The organism is Paenibacillus sp. J31R30 (assembly GCF_059692115.1).
Window position 1 is genome coordinate 89,038 of sequence record NZ_JCAUAV010000016.1, and the last position, 16,937, is coordinate 105,974.

At 50.3% G+C, this 16,937-nt stretch carries 17 protein-coding genes; 3 read left to right on the plus strand and 14 right to left on the minus strand.

Translation table 11 applies throughout. The features are described 5' to 3' along the window. Window positions 1–35: 35 nt before the first annotated feature. Both AC58QO_RS30155 and AC58QO_RS30160 read right to left on the minus strand, forming a co-directional pair. On the minus strand, window positions 36–1,118 hold the full coding sequence (locus AC58QO_RS30155; RefSeq protein ID WP_497272135.1) for a DUF3048 domain-containing protein: 1,083 nt from the start codon (window positions 1,116–1,118) through the stop codon (window positions 36–38). Window positions 1,119–1,535: 417 nt separating this feature from the next. After that, complete coding sequence (locus AC58QO_RS30160; protein WP_497272137.1) at window positions 1,536–1,925, minus strand: rhodanese-like domain-containing protein; 390 nt, start codon at window positions 1,923–1,925, stop codon at window positions 1,536–1,538. A 138-nt stretch (window positions 1,926–2,063) separates the two neighbouring features. Here AC58QO_RS30160 and AC58QO_RS30165 point away from each other — a divergent pair, with 138 nt between their 5' ends. Beyond that, the gene (locus AC58QO_RS30165) at window positions 2,064–2,477 is read left to right on the plus strand and encodes a thiol-disulfide oxidoreductase DCC family protein (RefSeq protein ID WP_497272138.1); all 414 of its coding nucleotides are present in this window, start codon (window positions 2,064–2,066) and stop codon (window positions 2,475–2,477) included. 17 nt (window positions 2,478–2,494) lie between these two features. On the opposite strand, the gene AC58QO_RS30170 is transcribed toward AC58QO_RS30165, so the two are convergent. Together AC58QO_RS30170 and AC58QO_RS30175 are read right to left on the minus strand one after the other, a co-directional pair. Further along, window positions 2,495–3,292, minus strand: a complete 798-nt coding sequence (locus AC58QO_RS30170) for a DODA-type extradiol aromatic ring-opening family dioxygenase (RefSeq protein ID WP_497272140.1) — start codon at window positions 3,290–3,292, stop codon at window positions 2,495–2,497. An 85-nt stretch (window positions 3,293–3,377) separates the two neighbouring features. Then, window positions 3,378–4,307 (minus strand): N-acetylmuramoyl-L-alanine amidase family protein, encoded by a 930-nt coding sequence (locus AC58QO_RS30175; protein ID WP_497272142.1) that lies wholly within the window; start codon window positions 4,305–4,307, stop codon window positions 3,378–3,380. Window positions 4,308–4,403: 96 nt separating this feature from the next. Here AC58QO_RS30175 and AC58QO_RS30180 point away from each other — a divergent pair, with 96 nt between their 5' ends. Then, window positions 4,404–4,529: a hypothetical protein gene (locus tag AC58QO_RS30180; RefSeq protein ID WP_497272144.1), complete on the plus strand. Its 126-nt coding sequence runs from the start codon at window positions 4,404–4,406 to the stop codon at window positions 4,527–4,529. 125 nt (window positions 4,530–4,654) lie between these two features. Here the strand turns inward: AC58QO_RS30180 and purD are convergent, their stop codons facing one another. Next, on the minus strand, window positions 4,655–5,920 hold the full coding sequence (gene purD, locus AC58QO_RS30185; protein WP_497272146.1) for a phosphoribosylamine--glycine ligase: 1,266 nt from the start codon (window positions 5,918–5,920) through the stop codon (window positions 4,655–4,657). Between the two features lie 66 nt (window positions 5,921–5,986). Next, window positions 5,987–7,534 carry a bifunctional phosphoribosylaminoimidazolecarboxamide formyltransferase/IMP cyclohydrolase gene (purH, locus tag AC58QO_RS30190; protein WP_497272148.1) on the minus strand — a complete coding sequence of 516 codons (1,548 nt, stop codon included), beginning with the start codon at window positions 7,532–7,534 and terminating at the stop codon, window positions 5,987–5,989. Between the two features lie 19 nt (window positions 7,535–7,553). On the opposite strand from purH, the gene AC58QO_RS30195 reads away from it, so the two are divergent. Next, window positions 7,554–7,841 carry a hypothetical protein gene (locus AC58QO_RS30195; RefSeq protein ID WP_497272150.1) on the plus strand — a complete coding sequence of 96 codons (288 nt, stop codon included), beginning with the start codon at window positions 7,554–7,556 and terminating at the stop codon, window positions 7,839–7,841. 357 nt (window positions 7,842–8,198) lie between these two features. Here the strand turns inward: AC58QO_RS30195 and purN are convergent, their stop codons facing one another. The 8 genes from purN to purB all read right to left on the minus strand — a co-directional run bounded on the left by purN (window position 8,199) and on the right by purB (window position 16,929). Next, on the minus strand, window positions 8,199–8,810 hold the full coding sequence (purN, locus tag AC58QO_RS30200; protein WP_497272152.1) for a phosphoribosylglycinamide formyltransferase: 612 nt from the start codon (window positions 8,808–8,810) through the stop codon (window positions 8,199–8,201). After that, window positions 8,810–9,850 carry a phosphoribosylformylglycinamidine cyclo-ligase gene (purM, locus tag AC58QO_RS30205; protein ID WP_173119042.1) on the minus strand — a complete coding sequence of 347 codons (1,041 nt, stop codon included), beginning with the start codon at window positions 9,848–9,850 and terminating at the stop codon, window positions 8,810–8,812. Before purM ends, purN begins: the two co-directional genes overlap by 1 nt. 111 nt (window positions 9,851–9,961) lie before the next feature. Further along, entirely contained in the window at window positions 9,962–11,494 is a 1,533-nt protein-coding gene (purF, locus tag AC58QO_RS30210; protein ID WP_497272154.1) for an amidophosphoribosyltransferase, read from the minus strand. Beyond that, window positions 11,479–13,722, minus strand: coding sequence for a phosphoribosylformylglycinamidine synthase subunit PurL (purL, locus tag AC58QO_RS30215; protein WP_497272156.1), 2,244 nt, complete (start codon window positions 13,720–13,722; stop codon window positions 11,479–11,481). Before purL ends, purF begins: the two co-directional genes overlap by 16 nt. After that, on the minus strand, window positions 13,700–14,395 hold the full coding sequence (purQ, locus tag AC58QO_RS30220; RefSeq protein WP_497272158.1) for a phosphoribosylformylglycinamidine synthase subunit PurQ: 696 nt from the start codon (window positions 14,393–14,395) through the stop codon (window positions 13,700–13,702). Before purQ ends, purL begins: the two co-directional genes overlap by 23 nt. Window positions 14,396–14,436: 41 nt before the next feature. Beyond that, entirely contained in the window at window positions 14,437–14,676 is a 240-nt protein-coding gene (purS, locus tag AC58QO_RS30225; RefSeq protein WP_028556672.1) for a phosphoribosylformylglycinamidine synthase subunit PurS, read from the minus strand. 26 nt (window positions 14,677–14,702) lie between these two features. Next, on the minus strand, window positions 14,703–15,560 hold the full coding sequence (locus AC58QO_RS30230; RefSeq protein WP_497272202.1) for a phosphoribosylaminoimidazolesuccinocarboxamide synthase: 858 nt from the start codon (window positions 15,558–15,560) through the stop codon (window positions 14,703–14,705). 73 nt (window positions 15,561–15,633) lie between these two features. Continuing rightward, window positions 15,634–16,929 carry an adenylosuccinate lyase gene (gene purB / locus AC58QO_RS30235; protein WP_056612767.1) on the minus strand — a complete coding sequence of 432 codons (1,296 nt, stop codon included), beginning with the start codon at window positions 16,927–16,929 and terminating at the stop codon, window positions 15,634–15,636. Between the last annotated feature and the right edge of the window lie 8 nt (window positions 16,930–16,937).

Below are 16,937 nucleotides of genomic sequence, written 5' to 3' on the forward strand. Positions count from 1 at the left end.
TGATTAAGGGAATGTAAAGGTATTGTTAAACATGTCTACTCCACCTTCAACTTCGTCCCCTCCGGCACAATCTGTACCCATGTGTTGCCCGGCAGCAGCGGCACTTCCTTACCATCGCTGGCGTAGGCGCGGAGCATGCCGTTCTTGCGTTCCCAGGTGATCGCTTGGGACATGCCTTCTTGGAAGATCATCCCTTTGTTCGGCCCGAACACATCGACAATCCTGCGCCCCTCTTTGTCGATGATCTGATGCTTGCTCTCAAGGATAAGCAAATTCTTCGTCTGCAGCTGCTTGCCCGTTTCCTTATCGAGATGCGGCTTGCCTTCCATCGAACGCATGTAGACACCTTTTGCAGCCTCGTAATCATAGGAAGCAAAATACCCCATGAGGTAGGGGATTTGGATATAATGAACGGCTGCGCCCGTGAGTTTACTTTGTCCTGCCTTGGCAAACGTGAGCAAAGGCCCATTCCACTCCGTGCGGAACTTGCGCGCCTCGGCACCTTTTTTCATTTTATCCACAGAGGTATATAGATTGTGCGGTGCCTTCCGATCGGTGGAGCGCCAATAGTAGGCGCCGTCGCCATACACTTCATCGAGATGAGCCAGATTGCGGCCCGCCATCATATCCATCGCATCCTGACTCCAGCCAGCATGCACGATAATCGCGTCCAGCGCGTCGCCAATCTCTACAAAATAAGGCCGAATGCTGCGCACGGGCCCAATCGCTCCAGCAGCATGGCTCTGAAACACAGAGACGAATCTAGTAATCTCGCCCTCGGCTAGGATCTCATAGACGATGTCTGCCTGGTCGAGGCCGGTTTGGGGCCGGGCTTGTGGAGCATTTTCGACCATGACCATGTAGGGCCGAGTCTTCACCTCGTGATCGGTAGGCAAACCGGTTAACGGGAATTTAAAAGGAAGCTGCGCTTCCACTGTTGTCGTGGTGGGCTGCGTCGCAGGTGTTGTTGTGACCGAGGCCGTCACAGGGACGGTTTCCGGGGTCGCCGTTGATATAACGGACGTTGTATTACTGCAACCAGAAAGGGTCAGGACAGAGCATCCAAGTATGAGCCATGTGGTAAGCGTTCTTTTTCGAATTAACGGCAATGTTTTCATGGGGGGCTGCACCTCTTCTTCTCGTGGACTATCGATCTATGAAATGTATATGCTAGAGGCATGAAATGTAGAAGCCAGAGAGGAATTCGACTGTAGAGGGTAGAGTGCGCATCCGCTGACAGGCCATTTGAGGCTGTCCCACGGGCGCAAAGATGCGAAAGAGCATCCTTTTTCAGGGAAAACGGCTGAACATAGCTAAATTAGTGCAAAAGAGCATCCTTTTGCACCGAAAAGGTGCCTACAGAGGAATACCAGCCGAAATTGTTGCACTTTCGCACGCATTTCAGATCGAGTGGTCAACTCGAGAACAAAGGTTGCACATTTGCACTTTTGCCTGCATCACAGCTGCCCTTCACATAAAAAGAGTGCCCCCGCCATATCCATGGCTTTTGGGACACCCTCCTTTTTCACAACCACCTATTGCGTCTGCTGCCCTCTCCAGCTCATGATGCCGCCCTTCAGATGGGTCAGCTCGCTAAAACCATTTCTTCGCAGCATTCTGGCAGCTTGCTTGCTCCTCATGCCACTGCGGCAATACAGATAAATCTGACGATCCTTCGGGATTTCGCTCAATCTTTTCCCCACCTGTGACAAAGGAATATTCACCGCACCCGGAATGTAGCCTTGCTTCAATTCACCAGGTTCGCGCACATCAATGAGCACATGCTTGTCTTTGTCCGCTGCCATGGCTTCCTGAAATTGCTCGGACGACAGATTCCGCAGCCCCTTCACCCCTGCAAACCGGGAATAAAAAAACCACACGATAAAACCAAGTGCCACGATATTAAAAATCATATTGCTATCCATAAACGGCCTCTTTCCTGAGCTGTATCGCTTACTTTTTCACTTTATCCTCATATTGTAGCATCAACACGCTAACTTGGAAAACTACATTGAGGTATACTTAAAATAGAGTAAAAGCCATGCAGCACGGAGGAGAATCTTATGCCTAAAACGACCCAACATCACGCTATCATATTATTTGATGGTGTTTGCCTGCTCTGCAGCAGTGCGGTGCAGTTCATCCTGCGAAACGATCCGAAGGGCGTCTTTCACTTCGCTTCTCTCCAGTCTGAGTCGGGCCAAAAGCTGCTTGCCCAGCACAAACTGCCCCTAGATCAACTAAGCACCATTGTGCTGGTCGAAGGGGACCGCGCTTATACACGCAGCTCAGCTGCATTGCGTATTGCCCGCCGCTTGCGTGGCGCGTGGCCACTGGCCTATGTGGCCATCGTGATCCCGCCTCCGATCCGCAACCTCGGATACAGCTTCATCGCCCGTAACCGCTATCGCTGGTTCGGTAAGACCGAGCATTGCATGCTGCCGAAGCCGGAGCATAAGGGACGGTTCTTGGATTGAGTGGCAACCGCCTCCGCCTAACCGTCCTTTTTGCGCAAACTTACGCCGCTGAACATCCAACAGCACAAGCTCAGCGTACCCATCTGGAAGCTATGGTGCAGCAGTTTCGCGCTCCGTGTAGCATCGCCAGCTCCAAGCGCGATCAGTAATGGCGCAAAATGCTCCGGCGTCGGCACCGCCTCCCGCGCATGCGGCGCTCTTTCATCGTAGCGAATCAGCGCCTCCAAATTCCACGTTTCTAGCTGCTCCGCCAGCCACTCGTCAAACTCAACGGCCCACAGCTGCGGCACTGGATTGTTATGATCCAATTTTTGCAGATTGTGCACCGTTCCGCCACTGCCAATGATCAGCACCTGCTCTTCCCGTAGGGGTCCTAGCGCAGCGCCAATCCGATAATGCTCCTCCGGCGTTAGCCGCGGGTTAACCGAAAGCGTCACGACGGGAATCTGCGCATCGGGATACATAATGGAGAGCGGCGCCCAAGCAGCATGATCCAAGCCCCGCCTGTCATTGAGTTCACAGCGTATACCCTCTTGCTGAAAAAGCTGCTGAATATGCAAGCTTAAGGGGAGATCCCCTTTTGCCGGATAGTTAATGTCATAAAGTTCTTCCGAGAAACCTGAGAAATCGTACATCATCTCCGGCTCGACTGCCGAGCTAATCTTCTGCACGGGGCTTTCCCAATGGGCACTGAACAAAACAATGGCCTTAGGCGTTGGTATCGATATCGCAAGTCTTTGCAAAAACTCCGTATACGCATGCTGCTCAATCGCCAAGCTCGGTGAGCCATGCGCAATAAAAAATGCCGGCAACATAGCAACACCTCCTCCCCCACAATGCAATGCCAATTATCTACATTATTCTCGAATCTGTGAAAATAAAACCTTCGGCGCTCTGTCCCTATCCCTTACCGTTCAAAAACTGCTCAATCCCATCCGCGATGCCTGCCGCCAGCTTCTGTTGATAAGCCGCCTCCGACATGAGCTCGTCCTCCTCGGGATTCGTCATGAACCCTAGCTCAACGAGTGCCACGGGCACCTTCGACCAGTTAAAGCCGCTGAGGTCGTCGCGTGCCGAAAGACCACGTCCTTTTTGACCTGTTGCTTGCTGCATGCCAACTAGTAAATACCCAGCCGCCTGCTTACTCTCAGCAGCAATGGGCTTCACAGCCGGTTGTCCCGCCGACGGGTACAATACCGAAAACCCCTTCGTACTCGCCGAGGCATCGCCATCCGCATGAATCCTTACAACCAACGCAGCTCCTGCCTCATTCGCCATATCCGCACGCTGCTTATTACTGATATCTACATCATGCGTCTCACGCGTCATCACAACGTTGATCCCCCGCCGAGCCAGCTCTGCTTTCAGCAGCACGGATACCTCCAGATTAAGCACATACTCCGGTTTCTTCGTGCGTACACCGACAGTTCCTGAGCTCACCTTGGCTTTTGTTTCACGCGTATCCGGCCCGACCTGCTCGGGTTCGTTATTACCAACCCGTTGATGCCCTGGATCGATCATCACGAGATTTTTGCTCTGTTTTTTGACGGGGGCCACAGTTGGAGCAGGTGCCATAGATGGCGTTGGCTTCGTTCCAATCGTCGCAGCCGGTGTTGGAGTCACCGTTGGTGACGGTGCTGGCGTATTGGTAGGCGCCGCCTGTACCTCTGCAGCTGCTGCCACCGCCATTCCCTGCGAAACAGGCGCAGCGCTCTGCACAGCCTGCGTTGTAGGCGAAGTCTCTATCAGCGGCTGCTTATCCCCACAGGCAGCCATCACACCAACTAACACAATGACCGCAGCGAGGTGCAGCATTCTTTTATAACACATCTAACGATTCCCCTTTTTCTCTATGTTCTGCATAAAAACACCCAGCATTCACGAAACTAACGCTACCATGCTTCTCCACATTCGGGAGGTCACACGATGGCACTCTGGCATTATATCACTGATCACTGGTTGTCGATTGCATTAGTTATTCTTGCCTTACTGGCGTGTTTTTTCGTCTACAAGGGCAGAAGCAAGTACATTCGTGGCTGGGATAAAAAGTAGATGGGTAACCTACAGCTATTTCTGCATTATTTACCTAGACTCCTACATGCAAAAACACAGTCCCCCTTGCGCACGCCCAATCGGGTAATCGCTTCTCTGAGGACTGTGTTTTTTGTTCCTACAACCTATCTCAATGCCTTCATTGCAATATCCGTCCGATAATGCTTACCCTCAAAATGAATCCGATCCGCATCCGCATAAGCCTTCTGACGAGCTTCAACGATATCTTTGCCAAGGCCAGTAATCCCAAGCACACGTCCACCGTTGGTGACGATTTGTCCGTTCTCATCAACAGCTGTACCCGCGTGGAACACAAGGGCATCCTGCACTTGATCTAAGCCTGTAATCGGCAATCCTTTCGGATACGGTCCAGGATATCCAGGCGAAGCCACGATCACGCATACTGCGGCTTGCTCGCTCCATTCGATCGGCTGCTCAGCCAACGTGCCGTTGTTGATCGCTAGGAAAATATCCAGCAAATCCGTTTTCAATCGCGGCAAAATGACCTGCGTCTCTGGATCACCGAAGCGCGCGTTAAACTCAATCGTTTTCACACCGTTCGGAGTCAAAATCAGACCCGCATACAGCACGCCTTTGAACGGGCGGCCTTCTGCTACCATCGCATCCGCTGTAGGCTGAACAATGTTCACAAGTGCTTCCTGCACGATGGACTCTGGAATATGTGGAAGTGGGGAATACGTCCCCATTCCGCCTGTATTCGGCCCTTTATCGTTATCAAACACCGGCTTATGATCCTGCGAAGGCACCATCAAACGCACCGTAGAACCATCCACGAATGCCAGTAAGGACATTTCTTGTCCTGTCAGGAACTCCTCGATCACGACGCTTGCGCCTGCCGATGCCCCAAAAACCTGACCCACCATGATGTCTTTTAGCGCAGCTTCCGCTTCTTCCATGGTTTGCGCAACCGTAACACCCTTTCCAGCGGCTAACCCGTCTGCTTTGATGACGATTGGCGCTGTTTGCGAGCGCAAGTAAGCAAGTGCCGGCTCATACGCGTCGAACGACTCGTAAGTGGCTGTCGGGATGCTGTATTTTTTGAGCAGCTGCTTCATGAACACCTTGCTGCCTTCAATGATTGCAGCGTTAGCGCGAGGGCCGAATGCTGCGATGCCTTTTGACTCCAAATGATCAACCAAACCTGCCGCTAACGGATCATCAGGCGCAACCATAACCAAGTCAATCGCTTGCTCTTTCGCAAATGTGCTGATCTCTTCAAACTGAAGCTCCGTAATCGGCACGCATTCCGCTAAACCGGCAATCCCGCCGTTTCCTGGTGCGCAGAACAGTTTGCTGATTTTTGGGCTTTTGCTTAGCGCCCATACAATGGCATGCTCGCGTCCGCCACGTCCAATAACTAATACACGCATTATGGAATCCCCTCTCATGGGGAATGCCCACGGTCCCCTAACGAAACGTGAGCATTCTCAATTGTTTTAGTGTTTAAAATGACGAACGCCTGTCATGACCATCGCAATGCCATTTTCGTTGGCAACACGAATGGATTCTTCGTCTTTAATGGAGCCGCCTGGCTGAATCACAGCAGTGATGCCTGCTTTTGCTGCCATTTCGAGTGTATCGCCCATCGGGAAGAACGCATCGGACGAAAGAACGGAGCCTTTCGACTTGTCGCCAGCTTGCTCGATCGCAATTTTCGCTGCGCCAACACGGTTCATTTGACCCGCGCCTACGCCAACTGTCATATCATCAGCCACAAGTACGATGGCATTGGATTTAACGTGCTTAACGACTTTCCATGCGAAAAGCAATTGCTTCATCTCTTCCGCTGTCGGTTGACGCTCGGAAACGACTTTTAGATCTGCTTCTGTCAGTTGGTACGCATCGCTAGCTTGTACCAGCATGCCGCCTTCAACTGTTGTAATCACTGGCTGGGACTCACGACCAGCAATTGTATCCAAACCGGCTACTTTAAGTAGGCGGATGTTTTTCTTTTTAGCTAGAATCTCTAGTGCTTCTGGTGTAAAATCTGGCGCGATGACGATTTCTAAGAAAATCTCATGCAGCAATTGTGCAGTCGCTTCGTCGATCGCACGGTTCGCTGCTACGATACCACCGAAGATGGAAGTCGGGTCAGCACTGTATGCTTTCGTGTAAGCTTCCAGCACATTCGTACCGATACCTACGCCGCAAGGGTTCATGTGCTTAACCGCAACAACAGCAGGCTCGCTGAACTCTTTTACAATTTGAAGAGCCGTGTTCGCGTCATTAATATTGTTGTACGATAATTCCTTACCGTGTAATTGTTCAGCTGTTGTGATGTTGCCAGCAGCCGCATTCGGCGTGCGGTAGAACGCTGCGCTTTGGTGCGGGTTCTCGCCGTAGCGAAGCTCTTGCATTTTTTCATACGTAACTGTGTAACGCTCTGGGTAAGGCTCGCCCTGAAGGCCAGTCAAATAGTCGCCAATCAAAGCATCGTAAGCACCAGTGTGACGGAACACTTTTGCCGCTAGACGTTTACGCGTCGCCAACGTAGTGTCGCCAGTCTCTTGAACTTCTTCAAGCACTTTCGCATAGTCAGTCGTGTCGACGATAACGGAAACGAAAGCATGGTTTTTCGCTGCGGAACGAAGCATGGTAGGACCACCGATATCGATGTTCTCGATCGCATCTTCGTAAGTAACATCAGGCTTAGCAATCGTCTCTGCAAAAGGATACAAATTCACGACAACGAGGTCAATGTACTCGAGTCCAAGCTCTTTCATGCTTGCTTGGTGCTCTTCGTTATCACGAACAGCCAAAAGTCCGCCATGTACGTTCGGGTGAAGTGTTTTCACGCGTCCGTCCATGATTTCCGGGAATCCTGTAACCTCCGAAATACCGATAACCGGTACCCCTTTATCCTTTAACAAACTAAGCGTACCGCCTGTGGAAATGATCTCGACGCCCAGCTTCGACAGCTCGCTCGCGAATTCAACGATGCCCGTTTTATCGAAAACGGAGATCAGTGCTCTTTTGATTGCCACTATGCTTCCTCCTTAGGGAATGGGATTGTATGTGAATGAAATAAGTTCAATATTAAAAAAAATGGAGAAACAGAATAGCTTTTATGGCCGGTCTGGGCAGTTAGTCGATAAAATCGACTTACTCAGGCGCAGCAGCGTCCTTTCACAGCAGTTAGTCGATAAAATCGACTTACTCAGGCGCAGCGGCGTCCTTTCACAGCTGTTAGTCGATAAAATCGACTTACTCAGGCGCAGTGGCGCTCTTTTCTCGCTGTTAGTCGATAAATCGACTTACTCAGGCGCAGCGGCGCTATTTTCGCGCTGTTAGTCGATAAAATCGACTTACTCAGGCGCAGCGACGCTCTTTTCGCGCTGTTAGTCGATAAAATCGACTTACTCAGGCGCAGCGGCACTCTTTTCGCACTGTTAGTCGATAAATCGACTTACTCAGGCGCAGCGCCGCTCTTTTCTCGCTGTTAGTCGATAAAATCGACTTACTCAGGCACAGCGACGCTCTTTTCTCGCTGTTAGTCGATAAATCGACTTACTCAGGCGCAGCGGCGCTATTTTCGCGCTGTTAGTCGATAAAATCGACTAATTCGGGCACAGCGGCGTCCTTTCACAGCTGTTAGTCGATAAAATCGACTAACTCAGGCGCAGCAGCCCCTCCCAGTGCAAACAAACCCTACTTCCGCACGCTAACCCTGCGGCCATCCAGGCTCACGCGGCCCTCGCGCAGCCACCGCACAACCTGCGGCAGCAGCACGTGCTCAGCCGCATGGATTCGCTCCGTGAGCGAATCAGCCGTCTCGTGCTCGTGGATTTCCACGGCACGCTGTGCAATGATCGGGCCGGAGTCCAGCCCGCCATCGACAAAATGCACCGTGACGCCAGTCTGCTTCACGCCATACTCAACCGCATGTTCCACAGCGCGCACGCCGGGGAACGAAGGCAACAAAGATGGATGAATGTTAATCATTCGTCCGAAGAAAGGCTCAACCAGCACATTCGTAATAATCCGCATGTACCCTGCCATCACGACCAGATCGACCTGGCGATCCTGCAGCTCTTTCAAGATCAGCGTCTCATACGCCTCACGGCTTTCGTATTCCTTCGGGTTGAAGGCAAAGACAGGCACCTTCGCTTCCTTGGCACGTTCAACCACGAATGCTTTTGGGCGATCACAGACAAGAAGCTCGATGCTGACATCAAGCTTCCCCTTCTGTACCTGATCCACAATAGCCTGAAAATTCGAGCCGCTGCCTGAAGCCATAACCGCGATGCGATAAGGCTGCATTAAACGTCAGCTCCTTGGAACGTAACTACACGCTCGCCTTCAGTTACAACGCCTAAACGATACGCTTTCTCGCCTTGCGCTTCCGCTGCAGCAATCGCTTTCTCTGCATCGTCAGCTGCCACGATCACAACCATCCCGATTCCCATGTTGAACGTACGGAACATATCATTGTTCGTGATGTTACCTACACGCTGCATCAAGGAGAAAATCGGAAGGATCGGCCATGATCCGTATTGAATATCCACGTTTACGCCATCTGGCAGAACGCGCGGAATATTTTCGATGAAACCGCCGCCTGTAATGTGCGCCATGCCTTTGATTGCTACGTCTTCCAACATAGCTAGAACTGGCTTCACATACAGCTTCGTTGGCTCCAGAAGCACGTTACCAAGCTTGTCGCCAAGCTCTTCGACATGCCCTTGAAGCGTATATCCGTTATCTTCAAGCAAAAGCTTACGCACAAGCGAGAACCCGTTACTGTGCACACCGCTTGAAGCTAGTCCTAGCACGACATCTCCAGGACGGATCGTTGTTCCGTCGATGATCTTTTTCTTGTCGACGATTCCAACCGTAAAGCCGGCAATGTCATACTCCCCTTCAGCATACATGCCCGGCATTTCCGCCGTTTCGCCACCGATCAATGAGCAGCCAGACTGCGCACAACCGTCGGCGATCCCTTTAATAATCGCTTCAATTTTTTCTGGAATGACTTTGTCACAAGCCAAATAGTCTAGGAAGAACAATGGCTCTGCGCCTTGAACGATAATGTCGTTCACACACATCGCAACCGCGTCGATCCCAATCGTATCATGCTTATCCATGGCAAAAGCGATCTTCAGCTTCGTGCCCACGCCGTCCGTACCCGATACGAGTACAGGCTCCTCATACTTGTCTTTGTTCAAGCTGAACAGCCCGCCGAAGCCACCGAGATCTGTTAACACTTCAGGACGGAATGTCCGTTTAACGTGCTTTTTCATCCGTTCTACTGCTTCGTTCCCCGCCGCGATATCGACGCCAGCCTTTTTATAAGCATCCGACACTGACCAACACTCCTTAGTTTGTCTATATATGGGGGAGGTCGTTAGACCCCCGTTTTCTCTCTATTACTTTTAGCTGAATTCGTGACCGCGAGGCAGTCACAGAATCATCTATTAATCACAAGCACAGCCAACCTTCGTCACATCAACAATTTCAGTTGGATAGTTGTTATCGAAGCAAGCCGTACAATATCCGCTTTCCTTGCCTGCGGAGCCTTGACCGATTGAATCCAACAAGCCATCCTTCGTTAGAAAATGAAGCGAATCCGCGTTGATCGCTTTGCGAATCTCTTCGATTGAATTCATCGCCGCGATAAGCTCTTTGCGGTCCGGTGTATCAATTCCGTAGTAACAAGGGTTCATAAAAGGCGGCGAAGAAATCCGCACATGAACCTCCGTTGCTCCTGCTTCACGAAGCAGGTTGACGATGCGTAAGGACGTTGTCCCACGAACGATGGAGTCATCGATCATCACGACACGCTTGCCTTCGACCACCTTGCGAACGGCGCTCAGCTTCATTTTGACACCTTGCTCACGAAGCTCTTGGCTTGGAATAATGAACGTACGGCCTGTGTAGCGGTTCTTGATCAGACCCAGCTCATAAGGGATGCCCGTTTGTTCTGCAAAGCCAATCGCAGCTGAAATACTGGAATCCGGCACGCCTGTTACAATGTCCGCATCCACGAAAGCTTCCATCGCTAATCGTTTACCCATCCGTTTACGAGCGGAGTGAATATTCACCGTGTCGATGTCGCTATCTGGACGAGCGAAGTAGATGTATTCCATCGCACAAATCGCACGCTTACCGCCCTCTGCAAAACGTTCCGAACGGAAGCCATCACGATCAATTACAATGATCTCGCCAGGCTGTACATCACGGAAATAGGTTGCCCCAACCGCATCAAACGCACAGGTCTCAGACGCGAACAAGTAGGCTTCTCCGAGGCGACCGATCATGAACGGACGTAAGCCGTTCGGATCAAGTGCAGCAATCAATTTATCTTTCGTGATAATAAGGAATGCGAAGCCGCCGATGACTTGATTCATCGCATCTTTCACCGCATCAACGATATCATCATGCTCCGAGCGAGCAATCAGATGCGCCATAACCTCAGTATCACTTGTTGTTTGGAAAATGGAACCCTTGCGCTCCAGCTCACGCTTGATAATGTTGGCATTATCAAGGTTCCCGTTCGTCGCGATCGCGAGATCGCCCTCACGGTATTTGAAAACAAGCGGCTGTGCATTCGCTAGCTTGCTTTCGCCTGCTGTTGAATAACGCACATGAGCGATAGCCGTTGAGCCCGTAAGTGGATGCAAATTATCATTTGTAAAAACTTCCTTCGCAAGTCCCATCCCACGGTAATAATTGAATTTGCCTCCATCGACCGTACAGATGCCGGCACTTTCTTGTCCACGATGCTGAAGAGCATGCAGCCCGTAATAGCACAGGGAGGAAGCGTCGGGATGACCATACACCCCGAACACACCGCACTCTTCATTCAGCTTATCGAACAATCCGCCTTGGCCGCCAATACCTTCGTTGTAATAGTCACCTGTCCAAAGCTCATGCTGCCCATTCTCAAGTTGTTCAAATGGAGCCACAGGAAGCTTCAGGGCCTTGGATTGTTTCACGCCATTAGACATGGAATCGCATCCTTCCAGACTTTCGCCAGCTCGCTTACAGGAGACTGGAGACGCTGTTCGTCATTGATTTTCACAGTTAGGTAAGAACCCGTTACTATTCCGATTTCTTGATAAGGAACGCCTTGGGAAGCAATCCAGTGTTTCAGAGCATCCGCTTTATCTGGTGTCGCACTAAGCACGATACGAGATTGTGTTTCAGAGAACAATGCAAAGTCAGGACGAAGATCGGACGCTACATTTACCTCTGCGCCGATGTTGCCGCTGATGCAGCTTTCTGCAAGTGCTACAGCTAGTCCACCTTCAGACAAGTCATGCGCTGATGCAACAAGACCTTCTTGAATCGCTTTGAGTACTGCGTTTTGCAGGCGTTTCTCAGTCGCCAAGTCCAACTCAGGAGGACGGCCTTCTGTAACACCGTGAATCACATATTGGAATTCGCTGCCGCCGAGCTCAGCTTTCGTCTCGCCTAACAGGATGATGATGTCGCCTTCGTTTTTGAAGTTTTGTGTCGTGATGTGGTCGATGTCATGAACAAGACCAACCATCCCGATTACTGGTGTAGGGTAGATCGCGCCTTTGGAGTTCTCGTTGTAAAGCGAGACGTTACCGCCGATAACCGGCGTATCCAAGAAGCGGCAAGCTTCCGCCATACCGTCAGTGGACTTCTCCAACTGCCAGAAGATTTCCGGCTTGTCAGGGGAACCAAAGTTCAGGTTGTCCGTCACAGCAAGCGGCTCAGCACCGGAACAAACGACGTTACGTGCTGCTTCGGATACTGCGATACGTCCGCCCACTTCTGGATCCAAGTACACGTAGCGTCCGTTACAATCCGTCGTCATCGCAAGACCTTTGCGCGTACCGCGGATGGTTACTACTGCTGCGTCTGAACCTGGACGCACAGCTGTTTCTGTACGAACCATGTAGTCATACTGGTTGTAAACCCACTCTTTACTCGCTACCGTTGGGGACGCGAGTACGGATTTCAGCGCATCCGTCAACTTCGTTACCTCTGGGTAACGAGTTGTATCGATCGCTGCGCTTGCTTCGTAATAAGCCGGCACTTTGCTTGGCTTATTGTAAACTGGGCACTCGTCAACGAGTGCGCCTACAGGCATGTTCGCCACGACTTCACCGTGGTGGATTAGCTTAAGGAAACCGTCGTCAGTTACCTTACCGACTTTCGCGCAGTGCAAGCCCCAACGCTCGAAAATGCCTTTCGCTTGCGCCTCATCCTTCGGCTCAACAACGAATAGCATACGCTCTTGGGACTCGGACAACATCATTTCATACGCTGTCATGCCTTCTTCGCGTTGTGGAACTTCATCCAGGTACAGCTCCATGCCGTTACCTGCTTTACTTGCCATCTCAGCGCTGGAACATGTAAGTCCCGCTGCACCCATATCTTGAATTCCAAGCACGATGCCGGAATCGATTAACTCTAAGCAAGCTTCTAAAACTAGCTTTTCCATGAACGGATCGCCAACTTGAACCGCTGGGCGCTTCGCTTCGGATTCAGCTGTCAGTTCCTCGGATGCGAATGTCGCACCGTGGATACCGTCGCGGCCTGTTGCCGGGCCGACGTAGAAGACTGGGTTGCCAACACCTTTGGCAACACCGCGTTGGATCATGTCGTGGTCGATGAGACCCACGCACATTGCATTAACGAGCGGGTTCCCTTCGTAGCTCTCGTCGAACATCACTTCGCCGCCTACTGTCGGAATCCCGATACAGTTACCGTATCCAGCAATACCAGAGACAACGTGCTCGAACAAGTACTTCACGCGATCGTTTTCCAATTTACCGAAACGCAAGGAGTTCAATAATGCCACTGGGCGTGCGCCCATGGAGAAAATATCACGAATAATACCGCCCACACCTGTCGCCGCGCCTTGGTAAGGCTCGATTGCGGAAGGGTGGTTATGACTTTCAATTTTGAAAACAACCGCTTGGTTGTCCCCAATATCTACAATCCCTGCACCTTCACCAGGTCCCATCAGAACGCGAGGTCCTGTCACTGGGAATTTGCGAAGTACGGGTTTGGAATTTTTGTAAGAACAATGCTCGGACCACATTACGCTGAATACGCCGATCTCCACATAGTTCGGATTACGTCCAAGGAAGCCGCAAATTTTGGCAAACTCCTCATCGGTTACACCCATTTGCTTGTAGATCTTCTGTTCCGCGATTTGTTCTGCTGATGGTTCCTTAGCGGATAGCTGCTGCGTCATGTTTTTCCCTCCAAGCACTTAGAATTGATGTGAACATTTTCTTACCGTCTGCGGAGCCAAGAATCTCATGAATGGCGCGCTCTGGATGGGGCATCATACCCACAACGTTTCCTGCTTTGTTGCTAATTCCTGCGATATCATCAAGTGATCCGTTCGGGTTGTTGCCCGATTCATAACGGAACACAATTTGGTTGTTTTCTTGCAAATCTTTGAGTGTAGCTTCGTCACAATAGTAGTTGCCTTCACCGTGTGCGATCGGAATGTTGATTAATTCACCTTCGGCATAATCACGCGTGAACGCCGTTGTGTTGTTCTCAACTTTCAGAACCGCTTGGTGACAGCGGAATTTCATGCCGTTATTACGCAGCAAAGCGCCTGGCAGCAAACGAGCTTCCGTCAACACTTGGAATCCGTTACAAATACCTAGAATGTATTTGCCTTCTTCCGCAGCTTTTACGACAGCCTTCATCACGTTCGTGAATTGAGCAATCGCTCCACAACGCAGGTAATCCCCGTAAGAGAATCCTCCTGGTACTAGGATACAATCGTATTTGGACAAGTCGCCGTCCGTATGCCATACATAGTCAACAGGTTGACCAATCGTGTCTTCAATCGCTTTGTACAAGTCGATATCGCAATTCGATCCCGGGAACACAAGAACCGCAAAATTCATGACTTCTTCCTCCTAAAAGTTCTGGATTAACCCCGTGTCTCTTACACCAATTCGTAACGGTAGTCTTCAATAACTGTGTTTGCAAGCAGCTTCTCGCACATTGCTTTCACGCGTGCTTCTGCTTCTGCTCTGTCTGTTGTACCTAGCTCAAGCTCCAAATATTTACCGATACGCACTTTGCCAACTTCTTCGAAGCCCATGGAGTGAAGTGCTCCTTGTACGGCAGTTCCTTGTACGTCCAATACGTTCTGTTTAATCGTTACATAAACTGTTGCTTTCATCGTGAAATCGCTCCTCAGCGTTAATATTAGTCAACCAAGCGGTGCAAAATTTCTTTATATCGGTTCGAAGTCTCTTCCACAACGGATGCTGGAAGCTCGTCCGGTTCACTATTTTTATCCCAACCTGATCCCGCTAAGTACGTGCGAACAGGCTCTTTGTCCATGGAATCAATCTCGATATCCAAGGCATATTTATCTTCAGACCAGTAACGGGATGAATCCGGCGTGAAAATCTCATCAATGATAATAAGTTCGCCCGCATAAAAGCCGAATTCAAACTTCGTATCTGCTAAAATAATGCCTTTTTGCTCGCAGATGGAATGCGCCAGTACATACAGCATAATGCTGCGCTCTTGCAGTGCGTAGGTTAGCTCTTCGCCAACCAGCTCTTTCATTTGTTCAAGCGAGATGTCTTCATCGTGACCAACATCATTCTTCGCTGCCGGTGTAAAAATGGGCTCTGGGAAACGTTGGTTTTTACGTAAACCTTCCGGTAATTTAATGCCGTTAATTTCCCCGGTTTTCTCGTACTGTCTCCAGCCGTTCCCTGTGATGTAACCACGAACCACGCACTCGATGGAGATACGCTCTGCCTTTTTTGCTACAATAATACGTTCCTTCAGCAGTTCACGATCCTCGGCACTTGGAATAATCGCTTGAAGCTTCTCAACGTCCGTATGGATGATGTGATTTTTCATATAACCGCTTGTAATCCCGAACCAGTACTTACTGAGCGCATTCAAAACATATCCTTTATCCGGAACACCAGGCTTAAGAATATAATCGAATGCCGAAATGCGATCCGTTACTACGATCAAAAAGCTATCGCCAAGATCATACAGCTCACGTACTTTACCTTTGTGCACCAGAGGCGCATTAATCATTTCTTCTGCTGTACCCACAATCGCGCTTGCGTTTGCCACGAATTCCACTCCCTTTCCCCGTTAATTGTATCTTCTAGTTCAAACCAAGACGGTCAAAAATCGTGCTTACATGCTTCAAATGCCAGCTTGGATCAAAGCAATCTGCAATTTCTTCTGGGCTTAACACTTCGGTGATTACCGATGCGTTCTCAACGATTTCACGGAAGGAACGTTGCTCTTCCCAAGCTTGCATCGCTCTCGGTTGTACTGTATCGTACGCTTGCTCACGAGCAAAGCCTTTGTCGATCAGCTTCGTCATCACGCGGCCGGAGAAAGGTACATCGTATGTGCTGCGCATGTTGCGTTTCATATTTTCAGGGAACACCGTCAAATTCTTGATGATGTTGCCAAGACGGTTCAGCATGTAGTTCAACAATTGTGTTGCATCTGGCAAAATAATACGCTCAACGGAGGAGTGCGAAATATCGCGCTCGTGCCATAGCGTGACGTTCTCGTAAGCGGACACCATGTGTCCACGAATGACACGAGAAAGACCGGAAATGCTCTCGCAACCGATTGGGTTACGTTTGTGCGGCATAGCGGATGAACCTTTTTGACCTTTGGCAAACGGCTCTTCAACCTCGCGGAACTCACTCTTCTGAAGTGCGCGAATTTCTGTTGCAAATTTATCAAGCGACGTCGCTACCAATGCTAGCGTAGCCATGTATTCTGCGTGACGGTCACGTTGCAGCGTTTGTGTGGAGATTGGTGCTGCTTTCGTACCAAGCTTGCCGCACACGTATTCTTCAACAAACGGATCGATGTTCGCGTATGTGCCAACTGCGCCTGAAATTTTACCGAATTGTACGCCATCAGCGGCAAAGCGGAAACGCTCCAGGTTACGTTTCATTTCTTCGTACCATAGCGCCATTTTCAAACCAAACGTCGTTGGCTCTGCGTGAACACCATGCGTTCTGCCCATCATTGCTGTATCTCTATGTTCAATCGCTTTGTTACGAAGGATCTCGATGAAGTTTTGAATATCTTTGTCCAAAATTTCATTCGCTTGACGAAGCAAGTAACCCAGTGCTGTGTCAACAACATCTGTGGACGTTAAGCCGTAGTGAACCCATTTGCGCTCTGGCCCTAGCGTTTCGGAAACCGCTCTAGTGAAGGCGATCACGTCATGGCGTGTCTCTTGCTCGATTTCATAAATACGATCGATGTTGAAGCTTGCTTTCTCACGCAATACTTTCACATCTTCTTTCGGGATTACACCCAGCTCAGACCAAGCTTCGCAAGAAAGAATTTCAACTTCCAGCCAAGCGTTAAATTTATTCTCTTCTGTCCAAATGCGTGCCATCTCGGGGCGTGTATAACGTTCGATCATGATTCCGT

Coding starts and splice junctions, on each gene's coding strand:
- AC58QO_RS30155 (WP_497272135.1), bottom strand. CDS start 1,118: ATGAAAACATTGCCGTTAATTCGAAAAAGAACGCTTACCACATGGCTC.
- purF (WP_497272154.1), bottom strand. CDS start 11,494: ATGTCTAATGGCGTGAAACAATCCAAGGCCCTGAAGCTTCCTGTGGCT.
- AC58QO_RS30165 (WP_497272138.1), top strand. CDS start 2,064: ATGCCTAAAACGACCCAACATCACGCTATCATATTATTTGATGGTGTT.
- AC58QO_RS30230 (WP_497272202.1), bottom strand. CDS start 15,560: ATGATTAATGCGCCTCTGGTGCACAAAGGTAAAGTACGTGAGCTGTAT.
- AC58QO_RS30195 (WP_497272150.1), top strand. CDS start 7,554: ATGGGATTGTATGTGAATGAAATAAGTTCAATATTAAAAAAAATGGAG.
- purS (WP_028556672.1), bottom strand. CDS start 14,676: ATGAAAGCAACAGTTTATGTAACGATTAAACAGAACGTATTGGACGTA.
- AC58QO_RS30175 (WP_497272142.1), bottom strand. CDS start 4,307: ATGTGTTATAAAAGAATGCTGCACCTCGCTGCGGTCATTGTGTTAGTT.
- purB (WP_056612767.1), bottom strand. CDS start 16,929: ATGATCGAACGTTATACACGCCCCGAGATGGCACGCATTTGGACAGAA.
- purL (WP_497272156.1), bottom strand. CDS start 13,722: ATGACGCAGCAGCTATCCGCTAAGGAACCATCAGCAGAACAAATCGCG.
- AC58QO_RS30160 (WP_497272137.1), bottom strand. CDS start 1,925: ATGGATAGCAATATGATTTTTAATATCGTGGCACTTGGTTTTATCGTG.
- purN (WP_497272152.1), bottom strand. CDS start 8,810: ATGCAGCCTTATCGCATCGCGGTTATGGCTTCAGGCAGCGGCTCGAAT.
- AC58QO_RS30170 (WP_497272140.1), bottom strand. CDS start 3,292: ATGTTGCCGGCATTTTTTATTGCGCATGGCTCACCGAGCTTGGCGATT.
- purQ (WP_497272158.1), bottom strand. CDS start 14,395: ATGAATTTTGCGGTTCTTGTGTTCCCGGGATCGAATTGCGATATCGAC.
- purD (WP_497272146.1), bottom strand. CDS start 5,920: ATGCGTGTATTAGTTATTGGACGTGGCGGACGCGAGCATGCCATTGTA.
- AC58QO_RS30180 (WP_497272144.1), top strand. CDS start 4,404: ATGGCACTCTGGCATTATATCACTGATCACTGGTTGTCGATTGCATTA.